The organism is Sporosarcina sp. P13, assembly GCF_002743055.1.
Classification (GTDB): domain Bacteria; phylum Bacillota; class Bacilli; order Bacillales_A; family Planococcaceae; genus Sporosarcina.
This window is the reverse complement of record NZ_PDYM01000007.1, coordinates 33,544-53,758: the sequence shown is the minus strand read 5'-3', so window position 1 is coordinate 53,758 and position 20,215 is coordinate 33,544. Positions and strand designations below refer to the sequence as shown.

Here is a 20,215-nt window from a genome sequence, read left to right as displayed (position 1 = left end):
TTCATCCTTTCCGTAGGCTAGTTATCATTCTAGCAACGTACAGACGCAAAATTCTTGATAATGTTTCAAATGAAACAAAGTTATTTCCGATCAATAACCACGGAACAGGCATGACACCATTTTATACGGTTCTATCGATTTGGGTCGGCTGTTTGTTGCTAATTTCATTACTGTCTACAGACATTAACCGTGAAGGTTCATTCACTTCAAGACAAATTTATGTTGGCCGACTGTTCACATTCGTTTTAATCGGTTTAGTACAAACACTTATTGTGACTATTGGCGATATCGTTCTGCTCGGAGTAACAGTCAAAGAGCCCATACTATTCATCTTATTTGGTGTACTAATTTGCATAGTATTCATGTCGATCGTCTATACACTCGTTTCAGTCTTTGGTGATGTTGGAAAAGCGATGGCTATCGTCTTGTTAGTACTGCAAATTGCAGGTTCAGGCGGTACATACCCTATTATGCTGCTTCCTTCATTTTTCCAATGGATTAATCCGTTCCTTCCTTTCACGCATGCGATTGATTTGATGAGAGAGGCCGTCGGTGGTATTGTCTGGTCCCGCGCTTTACGAGATATTATATTTTTAGCAATCGTTGGGATCGTTCTGATTACATTTGGTGTACTTTTCAAGAAAAAAGTGAATAAGGCAACAAATCAACTATTAGCGAAATCACGTGAAACAGATCTATTTCATTGAACCCTTCCATTACATTGTGGAATTTCAGACCGGCAAACAGGACGATGTCCAGATTTCCCGCCAATATGACTATATATGTAGTATCTACACAAAAGTATGACATCATTTAGGGTAGTTCACATATACTAACATGAGGTGAATATATGCCAAGAGTTAAATATCGAGATACAGACGTTGATGTAATGGCACGGATGATGCGGGCCGAAGCGGAGGGTGAAGGAAATCTAGGGATGTTGTTTGTCGGAAATGTGATTGTCAATCGCGCAATTGCAGATTGTTTAGATTTTAACGATGTCCGAACAATCAACGATGTGCTCTTTCAGATTCAAGGTGGAAACTATTCGTTCGAAGCGGTACAAAAAGGAAATTTATTTTATCAACGGGCTCGATCTTCAGAAAAGAGATTGGCCGAACAGAATTTAAAATATTGGAGACAGCACCCAGCAAACTATGCTCTGTGGTACTTCAATCCTTATGCACCATGTCCACCCACATGGTATAACCAGCCTTTTACCGGTCAATATAAAAGCCATTGTTTTTATGAACCTATAGCAGGGACTTGTGAAAGTGTTTATATTGGGTGAGTAACGTTCCTAAAGTCATGACTTCTAGATTCTACATCTAGAGGGCATGGCTTTTTATGTTTCATTATTCACGTATCGATCTATAGCCGCCAAGCGCATCAATTACCATGAAGGATTAAGTGAAACTTTTGACGAATAATCACTAGTGAGTAGTATTCATTCGTAAGGTTTACGTTGTATATTGGAACGCAATGATCAAGACTAGTTACGTAATTGATTATGGTACTAAATTGAAGGAGGACGATATTCACATGAAAAACTTACACTCAACAACAAGACTATCTAATGGTGTAGAAATGCCTTGGCTAGGACTCGGCACGTATAAAATTCAAGACGGAACAGAATCAACAAACGTTGTAAAAACTGCCATCCAGCATGGCTATCGTAGCATTGACACAGCCACACTTTACGGTAATGAACGTGGTATCGGCGAAGGAATAATAGCGTCTGAAATAGATCGCAAAGAATTATTCATTACGACTAAAGTTTGGAATTCTGATCTAGGATACGAAAAGACATTAGCTGCATTTAATGAAAGTCTAACAAAGCTCTCTCTAGACTATTTAGATCTCTACCTCATTCATTGGCCAGTTGAAGGGAAATTCATAGAGGCGTGGCAAGCATTAGAGACGCTATATATTGAAGGTAAAGTAAAAGCCGTTGGTGTATGCAACTTTCAAATCCATCACTTAGAAGAGTTGATGAAAGATGCAAAAATTAAACCAATGGTCAATCAAGTCGAGTATCATCCTCGATTATCACAAAAAGAACTACAAGCATTTTGCCAACAACACGGAATACAGCTAGAAGCTTGGTCGCCACTTATGCAAGGTGAATTGCTAGAAAATAAAGCGTTACAAGAAATAGCAGAGCGTTATAACAAAACAGTTGCACAAGTGATTTTACGCTGGGATTTACAAAACGGTGTAATTACGATACCGAAATCAACGAATGCTTACCGCATCGCTGAAAATGCTGACATATTTGACTTCGAACTTGCTCCTGAAGATTTGAAACAAATCGATATGCTAAATCAAAACTACCGTATTGGACCAGATCCCGACAATTTTGATTTTTGATAAGTAAAGCCCTAATTTTTAACGGGGCTTTTAAATTGATTTAAAATTACTATATGTTTATGAAAGCCATAGTCTAAGACTACATAACGAGCACTGTAATATGTACATCTCTTTCAGACCCTAGTCTAGTCATTTCCCGATTCGCTTTCCCCTCAGGTGAAGTCGTATTATCCCATTCACCGTTAGGGAATAACTGCGGAAACTAGATAAACAGATTGTCATACTGTTGATATTTTGTGCTACCTCGTTGAAACCCCTGATAGCTAGGACCAAATACATTTGCCACATCAGCACATGATCTTTCAAATGCTTCCCTTTTGAATATATGTTTCTGGTGAAAACTTCCTTTCTATTTCCCAAGCAATAAATGCGGTTCTTAAATCCTTTACTTTTTTATTATTCACATTTTAGCTTCCCATCCTGTACTACATTCATTTCGTTTTTTGATTTTATCTCCTGGATAGATCAAATACTTTCTGCCCGTTGAACGCTCCTTTTGCTCAGTATATAGACACCAACATGCAAAAGGTAGACAGTGTGAATTTGTAAAATCAATAAAAATATACAACGTCGAGATTCATCTCGACACTATCTTTATTTTTATAATTCTTAAGTTCTTAAGTAATAGGCTTACCCAAACTGGGTTGATGGATCACATCAAATTGGGTTGATACAGCGCTCCATAGTGGATTGTCGATCTACCCAGTTTGAATAAGGATAGATGTTTAATACCATTTCCTGCTAATCGCATACGCTAAAGAAACTATATTACGTTGAAAGATGTGTAAATTATGGATTCTAGGTATACAAATCAGATGGGGCAGCAAACGATGTCACCCGAATTATGTGCTGCAAAGTTTTCATTACTAGGAGCCCACTTTCCACATTGGGTAACGACCTCTATACCATCGGAGCTGCAATTGCGCTCAGAGGGTTAGAGAATTCCGACCTATAAAACGTACAGAAACAAGAAGAAGTATCGAATCAATTAAAGGTTATACGACCGCTAGCATTTCACTCGATTTAGCAAGGAGCATTCGAAAAGAAACTTCCTACATAAAGCTGTTATCAAACAATCCCCCCATCCTTGCCAAAAACTCACCTATCCAACCTCACAATATCCACACAATCTATTCCTTATCATCCTTCACATCACACGGTGGCTTTCGAACAATCGTTTTACTACTAGAATACAACCCACTCGCAGACAACCCCATAATAATTCCGCTAAGTACCCCCGATTTCCAATCATCCGGAAATAGATAGAAGATCCCGCCACAAACTCCAAAAATAAGTGCAAAGACCGGCATTAGTTTCTTCGGTAATCCATAGACTTTCATGACCTCGATCAAACCAATAATGACTGGGATCAGTACAATATCTGTAATTTCCAACGCGTGTCCCTCCCTTTTTTTCTATTCTATTCACACTCTATGCAAGATGAATCGGCGCTTTGCATAGAGTGTAGAAGAAACTTTGGTGAAAGGAGATTACTATGGTCGCTGGATTGCTTATTATTTTAGTATTAGTGCTTTTTCTGCCTTTTACGGTTTCACGTATTGAACGTAATTTGGAGCTGTTTTTGTTTGTGATGGGTTGTGCTGCGGCGTTTGTTAGCGGTGTGCTGGATCCCGAGTTATGGATGCAGGCTGTGCGTGATCCATTGCATATTACGTTAGCGGTAATTGTAGCGGGGATATTATTTCGCTGGTTACGCAAGCCATTCGAGAAGGCCGTGCTGTCAGGTAGTCGGATTGTTCCGTTCCGATTGTTTCTTGCGCTCGTGATTATGGTGTTAGGACTGATATCGAGTATTATTACCGCCATCATTGCGGCTTTAGTGCTTGTGGCGATTGCTTCGGTATTACAGATGGACAGACAATCGGAAATTCGTTTTGTTATTCTCGCGTGTTATTCGATTGGTTTGGGGGCGGTTCTGACGCCAATTGGAGAGCCACTTTCAACGATTGCGACGAATAAATTGAATGAGGATTTCTATTATCTGATGAATTTGCTTGGGACCGATATTGTAGCGGGCGTTTTTGTCTTTGGTATTCTAGCGATTTTGTTGATTCGTCCACGCAATCGTTCGTTGTCGCGTTCATCCAAACAGACGGCAGAATCGTACATAAGTATTCTAGGACGTGGGTTGAAGGTGTATGTCTTCGTTCTCGCCTTGACGCTTCTTGGTGCGGGGTTCGAGCCACTGATTAGTTTGTACTTGCTCGATCTTCATCCGCTGACACTGTATTGGATTAATATGATTTCTGCGGTGCTTGACAATGCGACGCTCGCTGCGGCGGAGATTAGTCCTGCCATGGATGAGTCTACTATTCAGGCGCTATTGCTCGGTTTACTAATTAGTGGTGGGATGCTGATTCCGGGGAATATACCGAATATTATTGCGGCGGGTAAGTTAAATATTCGCAGTGGCGAATGGGCTCGGGTAGGTGTGCCGTTAGGATTGCTTGCGATGGTTGTGTATTTTGTAATATTGCTTGGCAGACAATGAAAAAGCACGCTAATTGATTTAGCAGATTGGGAGGATGCTTGGAAATTTATTGTAACAACGTTTTTGGGAAGGAAAGGTTTTGCTACTATCGAAAGGGCAACATGTTATACTAATAGAAGGAAATGTTGTAGATAGACAAGGAGCGGAAACTTTGAGGTTGAATCAATATATTAGTTCTTCGGGATTCTGTTCTAGAAGACAAGCGGAGCGGTATATTACTGCTGAAAAAGTGCTAGTGAATGGCAAAATTGCGCCTCATGTGTATTTTGTTGAAGCTCATGATCAGGTCGAAGTAGATGGTCATAAAATCAAGCACACTTCTCAAGAAATTTATATAATGCTTAACAAACCAAGCGGGATTATTTGTACAGCCTCGCCAACCATTGCTAATAATATTATTGACTTTGTATCCTATCCTGAACGTATATTCCCAGTAGGACGTCTGGATAAAGAAACAGAAGGTCTTATTTTATTAACAAATGACGGTAGCGTTGTAAATGAGTTAATGAAAGAAGAAAACCATCATGAAAAAGAATACATTGTAACAGTCGATAAAAAAATCACAGATACATTTATAGTCGGTTTATCAAGCGGTGTAGATATTTATAATCCAAGAAAAAAGGGCTATACACGAACGAATCCTTGCCCTGTCATTCAGTTGGATGAATATTCTTTTCGCATGACACTGTCACAAGGGTTGAATCGACAAATCCGCAGAATGTGCAGACGTTTTCAATATACCGTTACACACTTACAAAGGGTTCGAATCAAGCATATTCAGCTCGGCTCATTAGACCGCGGTCAATGGCGCTACTTGACTACAGAGGAAATAGCAGGGCTAAATAGGTAGAAGGGGGAAAACCAGTACTGGTTTTCCCCCCTTTTTATTATAAAATCCTTAATACAAATTATAAATAAATTTTTTATAATCGATAAGATCGATAAGAAAGTATAAGTCCCTTTTTATACAAGAATGCCACTGTATTCAATAAAGAGCTAGGAACTTTCTTCATAAAAAAGTATTTTCTGTAAAATTGACAATACGCATTTTTAAGATCACTCCATTGTCTACAGTCTTTGATTTGTCTATACCGTGCAACATCAATGAGCTTTATTTCATCATCGGGCGTGATGATTATATTACGCAAGTGAATGTCAGAAGGATTCAATCCCCTTTTTGAAGCCAATAATAGTGCGTGATCAATTTCTTTAATATGATCCACAGTAATCATTTTCCCTTGTGTTATACATTCAAAAAGTGTATCCCCCTCAATGTAATCCATGACAACATAATTCAAGCCAGTTTCATAAATCGATGGAAAGTACTGAATGTCTTCAAGCGATGTATAAATTTCAGCTTCTTCCCTTGCGATATACGCAAAATCAGGAAAGAACACTTTGATAGCTTTGTTTGAAGACTTCACTCTGAAAACAAACGCGCTTCTGCCTATTCCTACAATCTGTAACGATGGATCGCAGCTAATTAAACGATTTTTCTTGTTGATGATAACTGAATTTACAAGTTCTAGATAAGTACTCAAAGTGTGCCCTCCAATGATTTTCGGAATATAAAAAAGAGACATCAAGACCGATTATTGGTCATCATGTCTCAAATAATATAAAAGACCTCACCAAATAATTGGTAAGGTCTCGCAAACAACGTTAGTTGCCAATAAAGCCGAGGATCTATATCCTGTATTGACGACTTTTACTGTAGTAGCTACTCCCCTTAACGGAAGTTAAACGTATGATATTGTAGATTTACTATAAGTTTAATAAGCTCAAATGTCAATTCATATCCCTACTAAAGTTTGTCCTATTTTTTATCGCTCTTTAATCCACACTTTATATTTCGAGTCACCTATTTCCACGAGTTTCGTGGTAGGGTTCGGCGCTCGATTTTTCCGTACGAAACCAGCATCGAATGTAGATGTTGCGGTGCTTTCATCTAATGATTCTTCGCTAGGTCAAAATAATAACGCAATCGGGATCAAATAAGTGTCTAAACCTACAACCGAAAGAAGCGCAAAAATTATGTCTCCGTCCATAGTTACTACTTCCTTTTTTGCCGACTCACTAGACATACTCGATTAGTCGAGTGGTTTCTTCATAGAGACAACAGCCAGGCTTGTACCATCAGGTCTATGTAAAATTTCTTCATCGTAAATTGCATAGCCTATGTTTTGATATAGCGTAATATTTTTCGCTACATCTGCGCGGACTTTGCATAACAAGGCAGGCTTGTTGTGTTGTCTCGCATAATCTTCTAAAAACCGCAGCATCTTTTTTGCGATTCCTTGCCCTTGTCTTTCAGGAATGACAGAAAATCTTGAAAAGTACATACCGTTGACTTGCTGGCGAAAACGAATCATCGCGACTGGCTCATCGTCCATATAACCGATGAGCGCTTCTTCACCATCTTTCATTGCTGCTGTTATACTTTGCACGGTTTCTTCAAGTGCGGTAGTTGGCGGTGTTGCATTTTTATATTCCTGGAATGCTCGAATCATTAAATCGTGAATGATCGGTGTATCTGTGATTTCAGCTACTACAATTTTCATGACGGTCCTCTTTTCGTTTAGTTTGTTTTTTCTAGTAGACTTTCTACAGTACTATAAAGAGTGAATGTTTCTTTAATTATAGCATAGTAGGGTAATTCTCCATAAATGGATACAAAAAAACACCGCCAGTATAGACGATGTTTTTTGTTCTTCCCTCTTATAGACCTATTGAGAATAGGATAACTGCAAGCACCGCACCTAGTAAAGGTACAACGACAGACAATGCTCCAAACGCTGGGTACGCGTCTTTATGCGTTTCACCAGCAATCGATCGGATAGTCGTTACAACATATCCACCTTGAGGCAATGAATCCAAAGATCCGGAAGATATAGCTACCGTACGGTGTAATGCATCCGCATCTACACCTAAATCTAAATAATGTGGGGCTAGTAATGGTAGCGCAATTGCTTGTCCACCTGAAGATGATCCAGTTAATCCGGCAATGACCGCTACTGCAAGTGCTCCACCAATTAGCGGGCTACCTGGTATATCCGTCATTACATTCACCGCTACTTCAAAAGCAGGTGTCGCTTTAACTACCCCACCAAAACCAACGACTGCTGCTGTATTGGCGATTGCAATCACAGCGCCCATTGCACCTTCTCCAACGGCATGTCCAAAGTTTTGGAAGTACTTTTTATTGAGTAGAAATGTTGCTAATATACCGCCACTCAGAGAGATAATTAGCGCAGATGTTCCAAGTAAGTTGTGGAAAACTAATGTGATGCCAAGAACAACTACTAAAGGAATCATGCTAAGAAATGGATTCGGAAGTGCTCTTTGCATATCTACTTCCTTATCCGTATCTCTAGCTACAAATTTTTCCCCTTTAGCAACAGCTTTTGAAATCATACGCTTTAGCCACCAATACCCGAATACGAACATGAAGATGGCTACGAAAAGGCTAACTTGCCCTCCTGCATATGGAGTCGTTCCTAAAAACTCAATTGGAATCCAGTTTTGGATTTCAGGAGAACCTGCAGATGTCATCGTGAATGTTGTTGACCCAAACGCTAATGCAGCGGGTATGAATCTTCTTGGAAGATCGGCCTGCTTAAAGAGACTTAACGCCATCGGGTACACCGAGAACGCAACAACAAACAAACTGACACCACCATAAGTTAACACCGCACAGGCGATTACAACGGCCAATGCTGCCCGCTTCATACCAATTTTACTAACAATCCATTGTGAAATACTATCGGCAGCACCACTATCTTCCATGACTTTACCGAAGATTGCACCCGTCAGAAACATCAAATACCAAGAGGCGATGAATCCAGTAAATCCACCCATATAGTTCGTTAAGAAGTTAACCGCGCCTTCCTCTACTAACTGTGGGAAAAGAGGTATGCCATTCATAATTGCGATAAACAGTGCTGTGATTGGTGCCGCAATGAGAAGGTTCATCCCCTTCATTGTCAAAAAGATCAAGATCGCTAGTCCCCCAAAAAGGCCGATCATTCCTAACATAATTATTCCTCCTAAATGCCTTAACGCCTCAAAATCTTACGTTAGTTTTTGCCGTATCGCTTGACGCGAAGATCTGCTTGTCTAGCGTGTCCTTCAAAGTTTTCCAAACGGCAAAGGCGTGCTGCATACTCACCGATATACGCTGTAGCTTCAGGCGTTACTTTTTGATATGTAACCGTTTTGATAAACTTACCAACCCATAATCCACCTGTGTAACGAGCAGCTCCTTTTGTCGGTAACGTATGATTTGTGCCAATTACTTTATCTCCGTACGCAACATTTGTTTCTGGTCCTAAGAATAAACAACCGTAGTTTGTCATGTTCTCAAGGAAGTAGTCAGGATTCTCTGTCAAAATTTCTACGTGTTCGTATGCTAGGCGATCCGCTTCTACGCGTGCTTCTTCAATAGAATCTACAACTAATACTTGACCGTAGTCTTCCCATGAAACACTTGCCACGTCTGCTGTTGGAAGTGTTTCCAACTGACGAGCGATTTCTTTAATCGTTTCGTGTGCAAGTTCTTCAGAAGTCGTAATCAACGCCCCTGGAGATGTTGGACCGTGTTCTCCTTGACCCAACAGATCCGTAGCAATCATTTCCGCATCCGCTGTATGGTCTGCAACGACTAATGTTTCTGTAGGACCTGCAAAAAGATCAATACCTACGCGGCCATACAATTGACGCTTCGCTTCAGCGACGAATGCATTACCAGGTCCGACAATCATATCGACAGATTCAATCGTTTCTGTCCCAATTGCCATTGCTCCCATTGCTTGAATGCCACCTAACAAGTAAATTTCGTCTGCTCCTGCTAAATACATCGCCGCAATTGTAGCTTTTGGAATTTCACCATTGATGGGTGGTGTACACGCGATTACTCGCTTCACTCCTGCAACCTTTGCAGTCAAAACACTCATATGTGCTGAAGCTACCATCGGATAACGTCCACCAGGGATATAACAACCTACACTCTCTACAGGAATGTTTTTATGTCCAAGAATAACGCCAGGAATATTTTCAACTTCCACATCGTGCAATGAAGCCAATTGTGCTTCTGCGAACGCTTTAATATTTGTTTGTGCAAATTTAATATCCTCAATCACATGATCAGGAACTTGCGAGACAATTTCTTTAATTTCAGTTTCACTTAATTTAAATGATTCTGGCGACCACTTATCAAACTTCTCAGAGAGTTCTCTTACCGCTTGATCTCCGCGAGTTTCCACATCTTTTAGCGCTCCCGAAACGATTTCGGCAACCTTCGTGTCGTTAGCTACCACTTCTTCTTGTGATTTACCTGCTTTAATTACTTTTACCATCATTACGCCTCCTATTTTTCCCTGCCTTTTAAACCGCTTACAACCGATTTACTTAAGAGCATATCCTATTTGCATACGTATGCAAGTTTCTCTACGGGAAAATACTATTCTAATTTTCCGTTAAAGTCAATACCTTTACGTTGTTTTTCTTTCAACTAATTTCCCATCGACTTCGATTGTACGTACAACCCCTGTGTAAGACGTAACTTCTTCCATCAAATACGTTACGGTCGCTTCAATCATTTCTTCAATCGGTTGTTCCCATGTTGTCAGTTCATACGCGGGCCAAGAAGCCAAATCGATATTATCGAATCCAACGATTTTAGTATGTTCCGGAATCAAAATATTATACTTGCGGAGCCCATCCATTAAACCAAGTGCCATAATATCATTTGCGACAAAAAACGCAGAAGGTAATTGATTTTCTTTTAGTACAGTCATTGCTGTGTTATAGCCACCTTCATAGGTGTAGTCTGAATTATATGTATGATAGGTCACTTTTTGCTGATCAAGAACTTCGCAAAAACCTTTTTTACGCTCGATACTTGTAGACGTCTGTTCATCTCCTGTTACCAATGCCAATTCAGTTGCACCTTTGGATAGTAAAAACTGTGCAATCGAACGACCAGCTTCCAAATTATTACAACATACAGAATGAAACGTGCCCGTACGTAGCTTTCTATTAAAGAAAACGAGTGGAATATGATTCTTTTCAAACTCTTCTCCCACTTCTTGCGACATAGTAGCATCGGTCACAATAACACCCGCAACATTATAGGTAAGTAATGTTTCAATGTCCTCATCCTGAATTTCATCATTATTTGTATAGACAAATAAGATGCTGTAGCCTTGTTCTTTAAAAATTGAACTGAAGCGTTTCAATACGTGTGCGTAAAATGGATTTTGTACACCTTTCATAACAAGTCCAATAATTTTCGACTGGTTTGTTATGAGACTTCTTGCGTATACGTTAGGGCGATAGCCAAGTTCTGCTGCTGCTTCAAGAACTCGTTTCTTTGTTTTTTCAGAGACAGTAGCCCCTTCAAAATACACTCTTGAAACTGAAGATTGTGATACTCCTGCCAGTTTAGCAACGTCCTTCGCAGTTACCATTTCTTTCATTTCATCCATTCCTTTACAATCATTTTCTATTCCCAGTATGACTTCTTTGTCTTCTGAGATTTACTATATAGCATTAACTGTCTTCCAGCCTATTCCCATGCTAAATCAATAATTGTAATTATACCAAATTGTGAAATAAAAACTCCACTGTTCTCGTTAAACGACCTGGAATCTTTTCACAATCCGATACTAGTATTCCAAAGACATACAAAAACATTCGAATAAGTAAAAGCACCGCCAGTGAGGCAGTGCTTTTACTTATTTTCTTCGCTTCGTCAAACGTCCCAACACAAACGCACCCGCCGCCAATCCTATCATCGTATTGGTCTTCTTATTAAACACTTGCTTAACCATCAAATTCATATTTTGCGGACGTTCGGCCAGTCTTCGCATGAAGTACCCGTACCAATCCTCACCAAACGGAACATATGTACAGAAGCGATAGCCTTCGTTTGCTAGCGACAGTTGCAAATCTTTACGGAAGCCATACAACATCTGGAACTCAAACTGATCAAGTGGAATATCATGTGCTTTCACGAATTGTTTAACGTGATCGATAATTTTATCGTCATGCGTTGCAATCGACGTATACGTACCGTGAAGTAAATGTTCTTCGATAATTTGGATATAGTTTGCATCAATTGCCTGTTTGTCCTGATACGCGACGTCTGAAGACTCTTTATATGCACCTTTTACTAGACGAATCCGTGTGTCATGATACTTTCTCGTATCATCTAAGGCACGATGAAAGTACGCTTGAAGCACCGTACCGATGTTTGTGTAACCGTTTTCTTTGAGTTCATCTAGCAAACGCAATGTTGATTCGAGTCGTGGATAGTTTTCCATATCCATATTGACGAAAATATCATCTTTACTCGCTTTGTCGACGATTTCCTTGATTTGTTGTTTACAGAAATCGTAGTCAATGTCGAGACCGAGCTGCGAAGGTTTTAAAGAGATGTGCGCATCCGCTTGTTGTTCACGGATCGCGTCCACTACTGCTAAGATTTGTTCTTTTGCTTTGATGGCCTCGCTCTTTTCAAAAACAAATTCACCTAAGTTGTCAATCGTACAAGAAATACCTGCTTGGTTCAGTTCTTTGACGCTTTCCATCATTTCTGCAATATTGGTTCCCGCCACTACTTGTTGAGCTCCTAGTTGTAAGCCGTATTTTTGGGCAGCGGTGTTCAATAATTGGTTTTCCGATAAACCGATAAAGAAATCTCGTAGCATAAGTTTCCACCTCATTTGTATAATTCGTATACTGAAATTATATCACTATCCCTCTTACTATTCCTATCTTTTGCCGTATCTCTAATTTCCGATAAATGTCATCATGCGATCAGCTGGACTTCCTGGTTTAATGAGATCTTGCAAATCAAGTAGCGGGATCGGGAAATACGGGAAGCCTGCGACGTATGGAGAGATTTCATATAGTTGGAAATAGACGACGAGCGATGTATCTGCGATGTAGAAATCTTGATTTGGGCTAATTTGCTTAAAAGGCTCAAGTACAGGAATTTTCCATTGCTGGATATGCCTTCGAACGTATTCTGAAATACGTTGCACATAGGGACTCCCCGGCTTAAATAGATCAGGCAGGTTATACATCCTTCCAGTACGCGTGTCGAACGTCAGTGATTTCACGACGGTCATGCCGTGCGCTCCACCTGTAAAGAAATAGACGATTAAGTTGATACTTAAAATTCCTCGCTGATTATTTTTGATTTCATAAGTGGCGAATAATTCCACAAGACTCGGTTCATAATAACTATTATCAATGAGTAATTTATTCATTTCTTTGAAGAGCATTTGATTAAGTTGTCGCTGCATGTTGGAATCATCTAGCTGAATGATCACCGGATAATAAATATCTACCTTTGGCCTAGTATTTGATACATGATACGTCTGAATGACGGCAGGCATTTTCATCGATTCATCCTTTCGAGACATTTGTCTACTATATGCAATGGATGAACGGAAAGTTTCTCGCTTTTTTTGTCGTCCTATGGTAGGATGGACTCTTAATAGAATGAGGATGTGAAGTAAAATGATTACAATTCAAATACCAAAACCAGATGTAACGATCGTTCGCAGAAAGCAACAACTAGGACCGGACGAAACACCGATTAAGCCGATCTACGGTTTTATCGACTTTCATGAGATCCCTCGTGATAAGGGCGGCCTTTTGTTGTTCTTCAACCAAAGTGATGAACTTTTATTCGTAGGAAAAGCAAGAAAATTGCGCCCACGTTTGAAAAAACATTTTGAAGATCAAGTGTCTCCACTACGAAATCATCGTGAAGAAGTAGCTAAGATTTCTGCTATTTATGTCGATGATGCAATGGAACGCGAAATCTACGAGACGTATATTATTAATACGCAATACGCGAAGTATAATACTGAAAAAGCTTTTTACAAAAACTAAGCTGTCTGCACTCGCAGATGGCTTTTTATTTTGCCTTTATGCCCCATCGACGTTTTTGGCTAGTTGTACGTCCATGATATCAGCTACTTGAATAGTTTCCGTGCCGAACGGATCGCGTAGGATGATGGCGGCAGATTGCAGATTCAGTACTTCAATGATCCCTTGATGACAGCGCACTTCCCCATCGTGCCATGTTTTCAGAAACACTTCACAGCGACGTCGGGACGCTACGTCTAACGTCTCTTGCATCGCCTGGAGTTCCCAATCCGATAACTCTGGCCGTTCAATGTAGTCATCCTCCTGCTGCCATTCACGCAGCCTTTCCAAGTGCTCCGGCAACATTAATGAAGTCCATTTAATCGATCCACGGTCCCGATTTTTATCCATAAAAACCTCTCCCTTAGTTTACGTATGTATGTTCGCTAGTATACAGAACGTACATTCTAATTGCAATGTAAATAAGGACCAATCGGAGAAGAAGCCTCCAGCATAATCACAGGACGTAGTTGCGCGATCACACAACACAAAAAGTGCTGAGAACTCCAATGAGTTTTCAGCACTTTACAATTACACGTCTTTCGGCAATTTGAACGAACCAACAAACACTTCAAGTTCATGTGCCATCGTATTCGTTTGCGTTGAGCGATTGGCAATTTCTTCGATACTCGCTGTCGTTTGCTCGGCAGCTGCCGCAATATTATTTGTCATATCTTCAATTTCTCGTACAGAATGTGTTAAATTCTCGATTAATTGTGCAACTTCAGTTGACTTTTCTGCCTCTGCTGTCATCAAATTCGAGATATCCTTAATTTCCTTCACCGTTTCCGCAACAGCTGTAGAAATATTGCTCAATGACTGGGAAGTAAGTCGAACGGTTTCGGTACCTTTTGTAATATATTTCGTATTTTCTGATGTAGAAGAGATCACTTGCTGGATGCGTTCAGATATATCTTGCACCAACTTTTCTACTTCCAATACTTCTTGATTGGATTGCTCTGCCAATTTCCGAACTTCCTCGGCTACTACCGCAAATCCTTTACCATGTTCGCCTGCACGTGCAGCTTCGATGGATGCATTCAGTGCCAGCAAATTCGTCTGGGCGGCAATAGCTGCGATGGAGCCTGTGATATTCTGAATCTTCGTCATTGATTCGACTAAATTTTGAATCGTGTCGCCAACTTCTTGAGAACCGTTTCGGATTAATTCCATATCGCGACTAATTTCATCCGCACGTTCCGCACCTTCTAATGCAATCTTCATCGTTTCATTGGAATTAAAAAGCATTGCATCGGCATCCTGCTTTGCATTGCGTAAGTCATGGGCTAATGTTGACAGAATGCCCGAGGCGCTTTCAGCAGTTGTTGTGCCGTCTGTTACAGCGGTAGCGACTTCTTCTATACTATTTGCGACCATAGTAACGGCTTCACGCATTTCCTCTAAAGAAGAAGAGGTCTCACCCGCATTTTCTGATAGATTATGAGACGTCGTATTCATCGTAGAAATCATTCCTTGCAAATTCACCGTCATACGATTCAATGTGCGAGCCAAGTCGCCTACTTCATCGTGTGAAGTCACTTCAGTCGCTTTCACGGCTAAATCACCATCCGCAATTTTCTTCGCTTGTTCAATCAAGCTAGAAATCGGCTTCGTTTTACGGCGAATCAGGAAAACTGTACCGATAGAAGCTAGAACCATCGGAATAATACTGATCAAAATCCCATCACGCACAACATCCCATGTACGGTTTTTGACAATATTCGCATCAAAATCAATGACGCTGAGCGCGACTACTTCTTTACTCGTATCGTGATCTTTGTAAATAGGCGCGTAGCCGGATAAACGTTTCGTACCAGCGAAATCGTAGGGTTGTGAGTAAGTCGGGTGATTATGCGCTAATAATTCATCTACTGCTTCCCGATCAAATTGGAACGCATCGCCTGGCTTGAATCCTATCGCTTTCAAATTATCATCTAAAGCAATTATATTTCCATCTAAATCTAAAATATATTGTGTTTCAAATATATTTTTATGATCTGTCGTCCAGTTCAAGATCTCCCCTAGTTCGTCCTGTATTTCAACATCCCCAGATAATGCTTTTTGCATATCTTCTGGTCGAATCAAACCAGTAGTAATATTGGCACACCCATACGCCTCAATTCCTGCTGCGTCATACAATTTATCATACGCAGTTTTATAAGTGGCAATTGATGATATCATTAACATGACCAATAAAATACCTGCAATGATTGTCCCAAGTTGAAATGTCAGTGAATCCTTTAACTTCGTCAAACCTTATGCCCACCTTTCATACTTTCATCATCTAGTTCATTCGATGTCTTTATAATACGCTACTACTCATCAATAAAAAAGGACTTAATGAAAAACTCTTTCAATTTTAAAGCAAATAATGCAGAAACATGAAATCTTTGTCATAGAAATGTTCTAATTCGCTAAATTGCTGTATGATAAATAGTATATAAACATAAAGAATAAGGATAAAGGGAGGAGTTTAACTTGAAAGAAGAACAAACGATTTTTGATTTGCTGCATATAATGGATCAAGTGACGAATAAAATGCTCATTCGCTTCCAACAAGAGTCCAAGCTGTCCCTTGGTATTTCACATATCCTAGTACTGCTTGAATTACATACTAAAGGGGAACAACGTCCTTCCGATTTGGCCGAGACGCTAGGCTTCACACCTGCCTCTCTGACACATTTATCTACCAAGTTGATAAAAAATGAATATATAACGTTGCGAAATGATGAAAATGATCGACGCACGAAATATTGGAACCTCACACCGCTCGGCTTGGAAATTTTGACGGATGCGAAAAACTACGGCCAACAGGTTCGAACAGAGTTTTTCAGTCATTTATCCAAAGACGAACGACAGAACTTGCTAGAGATCTATACGAAGCTTAACAATACGTTTATTTGATAAACAACGAAGCTGGGACACAAGCAAAAAATCTTGTGTAACTACCAAAATGGACAATACTAAAACCGCATGAAGCCAAGGTTCATATAACTTGGCTTCACGCGGTATTTTAATTTTATTGAGTGGTGTGCCAGCCTCATCGTTTATCGTAATTTAATAGAACCGCCATCGACCATCATCGTCTGGCCTGTAATGTAGTTTGCATCTTCACTCGCTAAGAACACCGCTGTACGTCCTATATCCGCTTCTGGGTTGCCTAGGCGGCCAAGGGGGTTCTTGTCTAGCATCGCTTGGTACGTATCTGGATGCGCAGCTGCCCATTGCTCGACACCTGGTGTAAGGGCAATAGGTGAGATCAAGTTACACGTGATGCCGTACTGGCCCCATTCATTCGCCGCCACTCTTGTGATCGCACGGATCGCCTCTTTTGCCGCTGCATAGGAAGCTTGATGAACGTCGCCGTTAAGTCCGGCACCTGATGCAAAGTTGATGACTGTTCCTTTCGTTTCTTTTAAATGTGGTAACGCCGCCTGCATTAAATAGAACGTTGGATAAAATCCTGTGTTGAATGAGAAATCAAAGTCCTCTTGTGTGAGATCTTCGAATGATTTCATGCGAGATGCATGTGCATTATTGACAAGAACATCTAACTTGCCGTACGCTTTGATTACTTGGTCTACGATGGACGGCAATGCTTGCGTGTCAGATAAATCCGCCTGAATAAACATAGAGTTTGGAGAGATTGCCTGCAATTTTTTGATTGCTTCTTCGCCTGCTTGCTGATTCAGGTCGACAATCGCTACAATCGCTCCTTCTTTGGCAAACGCAGTAGCGATTCCCAAACCGATGCCTCCAGCGCCACCAGTGATAATCGTAATTTTGTTTTCTAATCTCATCTAAAACATCTCCTTCACGCATCTAGTTTAACATTAAAGTAATTCTAATGGAAATATATTATACCTCGGTGTTCTATAATCAAATGGAAATACCCTTCTGCTTCAGCCATTCAACATCCTCTCCTTACTTGATTCCTTCCGCTAACGGAACCGCGTCGATGGACAGCCCTTTTCCGAAAAACTTCCCTGCCACGCGCTGCTTCTCCTCATCTGTTGAAACACTTTGCACATACTTTATAACAGTTGCATTTCTTTGTATTTCTAGTTATTTGGTGAGCTAGTGTTTAAGTTGCCTCGATTTGTGGAAAGACAAGAATATAGAACGTTTACCCTTTTCGATTGAGTATTTGACGTTTAACAGGTAAGATTTTTAAAATGCACTTATTATGTGGAGGTGACTAGAATGAAGGTACTTTTGTACATTAGTGCCATAGTCGCCGTTGCGGCTTTAGTGGTCATTGCAATTGCTATTATCAAAACAGCCAAAGCGGTTAAGAACGCGCTGAAGGACATCACAGACACGATGCAACGAGTAGAATTAAAAGTGGGCGGCATTACGGAGAAAACAGAACAGCTCATGAATCAAACGAATGACATTGCAGAAGATGCGAACGCGAAGCTGCAATCCGTGGAAGGATTAGCCGCATCAGCGAAACAACTAAGCGAAACCACCGCCTACGTTCAGCATTCTTTGACGAAAATGGCCGACCAGGTAGCAGCGCCTCCTGGTAAATACGCAAAGTTGATGCAACAAACGACTGCTTTGTCAGAAGCGGCATCAAAAATGTATTACAGCATGAAGCAGAACAATGGAAAGAGGTGAACTTGATGGATTGGGTACTAGGTATAGGCGTCTTGCTCATTGGCATCGCGCTACTCGTGATCTCATTTGTATTGATTAAACCCCTTGGAAAATTAGCTGAAGTATTGGAGAGCGTCAAACAAACAACGGATACCTTGCCATCAACGGTAGCGGATATCACAGGTCAGACACAACAAATTCTCCATACTAGTAATGAAACGATTAGTAATGTAAACAAACAAATCACAGAAATTACACCGGTGTTTCAAATTGTTGGCGATGTAGGAGAAGCTTCACGCGAAGTAACAACTGCCGCACTCGATACAACGATACGTTTCAAAGATCGTGTAGCCAACGCTAGTGATTTTGTTAAAGAGAAAAAGTACAAAGGGTTATACGGTGTTGTGACATTGGTGTTTTATTTAATGCAACAGCGAAAAGTATTAAAGAAAATGCGCCCGTAAGATGCGCGCGTGCTGGGAGTCCTTGGATTCCCAGCATTTTTTTGTGGTGGTTTTGAAGGCTATGAGCGTACGGACTAGTTCTATGAGCGTGAAACCTAGTTCTATGAGCGCCTAGCCAGGTTCTATGAGCGCACAACCTAGTTCTATGAGCGCCTAGCCAGGTTCTATGAACGCACAACCTAGTTCTATGAGCGCCTAGCCAGGTTCTATGAGCACGAAAAAAGGATTTGAAAGCATAATAACTTTCAAATCCTTTTTCTATACGCGCTTCTATTTAATTTGCATCAGGTGCGGGTAACTTTTTAACTGGTTGTGTTGTCGTAGCAACTCCAGACTCTTTACGTTTCTTAAAGATGTAATAACCTAACATCGCCGAACCGTAAATGCTTCCTAATTTTTTATTTTGATCCGACACATCGGTGTGTGCTCCCTTTTGTTGGACTGACGATGTGACGTCAACCAATGATGAAGTTAGCATATGTGTCGATTCACCTAAATCACCAACTACTTTAAATAATGGCGTGAGATTTTCGATCTTTGAATTTAAATCCGCTAATGAATTATTACTGTTTTTAAGTAATGTTCCGGTTTCACCCAAAATACCATCTAACTGGCGAGGAAGTTCCTCTACCGTTTTGTCTACGTCTTGTAAGATGTTACCAACTTGTTGCAATACTTTGGCAAAATAAATCGCCAAAATAATAAAGGCAATGCCGATTAATACGACGCCAATTCCTACCAGATCCATTGTCATTCCTCATTTCTTATCTTAGTAAGTATTTTTCGCATCTTCTTTACCGCGCTTCCATGATTCCAGAAGTTTTGAACCAAACTCTCCATATTGAATCGCTTGGATAAAAGGTTCTGTTCCCGGGAGTGAGCCGTCCTCTTCAAATTGCTTCGTTCGTTTATTCACTTCTTCACTCAAGTATTGACTTGAACGCCCGACATTTTCGATCGTTTCGAACATCGGTGTCGTAGCAACCAATTTTACTTGTACATCTGTTGCCAATTGTTCGGTTTCATGTAATGTTGCATATAATTGCTCTAGACTTTGATCCAACTCCGCTTCTACATCTTTTACAGTGTGGGTTACGGTCAATAATAAATGAGACGATTTTGTCAGTAACAATGAGAAATAGATAGCGATGATCAAAAGTGAAGTCGCGATAAATAATAAGCCAAGATACGCCATACACACATCCTCCTTTCTACAAACTTAAATACACCTTATCATTCTATACCACTCTGCATTTTTCTAAAACATCAAAAAATCCTACACTCCATAAAGGAAGTGTAGGATGCTTGTATTCATCAATCTTGGTGA

The 20,215-nt window shown here is 40.3% G+C and carries 21 protein-coding genes and 1 pseudogene; 9 read left to right on the top strand and 13 right to left on the bottom strand.

The window, feature by feature from the left end; genetic code table 11:
- Positions 1-68: 68 nt before the first annotated feature.
- From CSV79_RS05715 to CSV79_RS05705, 3 genes and pseudogenes are all read left to right on the top strand, one after another.
- Positions 69-707, top strand: a pseudogene (locus tag CSV79_RS05715) (YhgE/Pip family protein); the annotation flags it as partial.
- Between the two features lie 143 nt (positions 708-850).
- The gene (locus tag CSV79_RS05710) at positions 851-1,291 is read left to right on the top strand and encodes a cell wall hydrolase (RefSeq protein ID WP_099688077.1); all 441 of its coding nucleotides are present in this window, start codon (positions 851-853) and stop codon (positions 1,289-1,291) included.
- Between the two features lie 245 nt (positions 1,292-1,536).
- Positions 1,537-2,370, top strand: coding sequence for an aldo/keto reductase (locus CSV79_RS05705; protein ID WP_143560544.1), 834 nt, complete (start codon positions 1,537-1,539; stop codon positions 2,368-2,370).
- Positions 2,371-3,500: 1,130 nt separating this feature from the next.
- Here the strand turns inward: CSV79_RS05705 and CSV79_RS05700 are convergent.
- Positions 3,501-3,764, bottom strand: a complete 264-nt coding sequence (locus CSV79_RS05700; RefSeq protein ID WP_099688075.1) for a hypothetical protein — start codon at positions 3,762-3,764, stop codon at positions 3,501-3,503.
- A 101-nt stretch (positions 3,765-3,865) separates the two neighbouring features.
- Between CSV79_RS05700 and CSV79_RS05695 the strand changes: the two genes are divergently transcribed.
- Together CSV79_RS05695 and CSV79_RS05690 are read left to right on the top strand one after the other, a co-directional pair.
- Complete coding sequence (locus CSV79_RS05695) at positions 3,866-4,882, top strand: DUF1646 family protein (protein WP_099688074.1); 1,017 nt, start codon at positions 3,866-3,868, stop codon at positions 4,880-4,882.
- A 151-nt stretch (positions 4,883-5,033) separates the two neighbouring features.
- Positions 5,034-5,732: a pseudouridine synthase gene (locus CSV79_RS05690; protein WP_099688117.1), complete on the top strand. Its 699-nt coding sequence runs from the start codon at positions 5,034-5,036 to the stop codon at positions 5,730-5,732.
- A 73-nt stretch (positions 5,733-5,805) separates the two neighbouring features.
- Here the strand turns inward: CSV79_RS05690 and CSV79_RS05685 are convergent, their stop codons facing one another.
- The 7 genes from CSV79_RS05685 to CSV79_RS05655 all read right to left on the bottom strand — a co-directional run bounded on the left by CSV79_RS05685 (position 5,806) and on the right by CSV79_RS05655 (position 13,290).
- Entirely contained in the window at positions 5,806-6,423 is a 618-nt protein-coding gene (locus CSV79_RS05685; protein ID WP_099688073.1) for a serine/threonine protein kinase, read from the bottom strand.
- 549 nt (positions 6,424-6,972) lie between these two features.
- Positions 6,973-7,443, bottom strand: a complete 471-nt coding sequence (locus tag CSV79_RS05680) for a GNAT family N-acetyltransferase (RefSeq protein WP_099688072.1) — start codon at positions 7,441-7,443, stop codon at positions 6,973-6,975.
- A 157-nt stretch (positions 7,444-7,600) separates the two neighbouring features.
- The gene (locus CSV79_RS05675) at positions 7,601-8,917 is read right to left on the bottom strand and encodes a GntP family permease (protein WP_099688071.1); all 1,317 of its coding nucleotides are present in this window, start codon (positions 8,915-8,917) and stop codon (positions 7,601-7,603) included.
- A gap of 41 nt (positions 8,918-8,958) precedes the next feature.
- Positions 8,959-10,236, bottom strand: coding sequence for a histidinol dehydrogenase (gene hisD, locus CSV79_RS05670; RefSeq protein WP_099688070.1), 1,278 nt, complete (start codon positions 10,234-10,236; stop codon positions 8,959-8,961).
- Between the two features lie 135 nt (positions 10,237-10,371).
- On the bottom strand, positions 10,372-11,358 hold the full coding sequence (locus CSV79_RS05665; protein WP_158232476.1) for a LacI family DNA-binding transcriptional regulator: 987 nt from the start codon (positions 11,356-11,358) through the stop codon (positions 10,372-10,374).
- A gap of 258 nt (positions 11,359-11,616) precedes the next feature.
- On the bottom strand, positions 11,617-12,591 hold the full coding sequence (locus tag CSV79_RS05660; protein WP_099688068.1) for a proline dehydrogenase family protein: 975 nt from the start codon (positions 12,589-12,591) through the stop codon (positions 11,617-11,619).
- An 81-nt stretch (positions 12,592-12,672) separates the two neighbouring features.
- A complete protein-coding gene (locus tag CSV79_RS05655) occupies positions 12,673-13,290 on the bottom strand; it encodes a DUF3298 and DUF4163 domain-containing protein (RefSeq protein WP_099688067.1) in 618 nt (205 codons plus the stop codon).
- 118 nt (positions 13,291-13,408) lie between these two features.
- Between CSV79_RS05655 and CSV79_RS05650 the strand changes: the two genes are divergently transcribed.
- Positions 13,409-13,786 (top strand): nucleotide excision repair endonuclease, encoded by a 378-nt coding sequence (locus CSV79_RS05650; RefSeq protein WP_099688066.1) that lies wholly within the window; start codon positions 13,409-13,411, stop codon positions 13,784-13,786.
- 36 nt (positions 13,787-13,822) lie between these two features.
- On the opposite strand, the gene CSV79_RS05645 is transcribed toward CSV79_RS05650, so the two are convergent.
- Entirely contained in the window at positions 13,823-14,173 is a 351-nt protein-coding gene (locus tag CSV79_RS05645; RefSeq protein WP_099688065.1) for a YolD-like family protein, read from the bottom strand.
- Positions 14,174-14,353: 180 nt separating this feature from the next.
- Entirely contained in the window at positions 14,354-16,075 is a 1,722-nt protein-coding gene (locus CSV79_RS05640) for a methyl-accepting chemotaxis protein (RefSeq protein ID WP_233201376.1), read from the bottom strand.
- A gap of 225 nt (positions 16,076-16,300) precedes the next feature.
- On the opposite strand from CSV79_RS05640, the gene CSV79_RS05635 reads away from it, so the two are divergent.
- Positions 16,301-16,726: a MarR family winged helix-turn-helix transcriptional regulator gene (locus tag CSV79_RS05635; protein ID WP_099688064.1), complete on the top strand. Its 426-nt coding sequence runs from the start codon at positions 16,301-16,303 to the stop codon at positions 16,724-16,726.
- Between the two features lie 143 nt (positions 16,727-16,869).
- On the opposite strand, the gene CSV79_RS05630 is transcribed toward CSV79_RS05635, so the two are convergent.
- On the bottom strand, positions 16,870-17,622 hold the full coding sequence (locus CSV79_RS05630) for an SDR family NAD(P)-dependent oxidoreductase (protein ID WP_099688063.1): 753 nt from the start codon (positions 17,620-17,622) through the stop codon (positions 16,870-16,872).
- Positions 17,623-18,025: 403 nt separating this feature from the next.
- On the opposite strand from CSV79_RS05630, the gene CSV79_RS05625 reads away from it, so the two are divergent.
- Both CSV79_RS05625 and CSV79_RS05620 read left to right on the top strand, forming a co-directional pair.
- The gene (locus CSV79_RS05625) at positions 18,026-18,445 is read left to right on the top strand and encodes a DUF948 domain-containing protein (RefSeq protein WP_099688062.1); all 420 of its coding nucleotides are present in this window, start codon (positions 18,026-18,028) and stop codon (positions 18,443-18,445) included.
- 5 nt (positions 18,446-18,450) lie between these two features.
- On the top strand, positions 18,451-18,888 hold the full coding sequence (locus tag CSV79_RS05620) for a DUF948 domain-containing protein (RefSeq protein ID WP_099688061.1): 438 nt from the start codon (positions 18,451-18,453) through the stop codon (positions 18,886-18,888).
- A gap of 274 nt (positions 18,889-19,162) precedes the next feature.
- On the opposite strand, the gene CSV79_RS05615 is transcribed toward CSV79_RS05620, so the two are convergent.
- Both CSV79_RS05615 and CSV79_RS05610 read right to left on the bottom strand, forming a co-directional pair.
- Complete coding sequence (locus CSV79_RS05615; protein ID WP_099688060.1) at positions 19,163-19,636, bottom strand: DUF948 domain-containing protein; 474 nt, start codon at positions 19,634-19,636, stop codon at positions 19,163-19,165.
- 21 nt (positions 19,637-19,657) lie between these two features.
- Complete coding sequence (locus tag CSV79_RS05610; protein WP_099688059.1) at positions 19,658-20,083, bottom strand: DUF948 domain-containing protein; 426 nt, start codon at positions 20,081-20,083, stop codon at positions 19,658-19,660.
- Positions 20,084-20,215 lie beyond the last annotated feature (132 nt).